The following is a 306-nucleotide window of genomic DNA, read 5'->3' on the forward strand; positions in this document are numbered from 1 at the left end:
ATTTATTGATCCGCCGTTTCGACAAGGTTTACTAGCAGACACAATAGAGCTGTTGGAAAACAATCACTGGCTGAACGATCAGGCACTGATTTACATTGAGACTGAAAAAGAATTAGAGATGCCTGCCCTGCCAGAAAGCTGGCAATTACATCGTGAAAAAGTGGCAGGACAAGTTAGATTTCAACTATTTATAAGAGAGCAATAATGAAATATCTTTTGATGCTAGCGAAGGCTGCAATCGCCTTTGTTTGGTTTGTTTTGATTTTTAATATTTTTCACCCGTTTCCAGGTAAGGCCGCCATCGCA

General features: G+C 40.2%; 2 protein-coding genes. Both read left to right on the top strand.

Features of this window, described 5'->3' with window-relative positions; genetic code table 11:
* A partial coding sequence (locus BTV99_RS12980; protein ID WP_178377991.1) for an RsmD family RNA methyltransferase occupies nucleotides 1–205 on the top strand: 205 nt, incomplete at its 5' end.
* Nucleotides 206–219: 14 nt separating this feature from the next.
* On the top strand, nucleotides 220–306 hold an 87-nt coding region (locus BTV99_RS12985; protein ID WP_372046654.1), incomplete at its 3' end, for a DUF1145 domain-containing protein.

Origin of the sequence: Psychrobacter sp. Rd 27.2 (assembly GCF_001921755.1) — a bacterium.
GTDB classification, from domain to species: domain Bacteria; phylum Pseudomonadota; class Gammaproteobacteria; order Pseudomonadales; family Moraxellaceae; genus Psychrobacter; species Psychrobacter celer.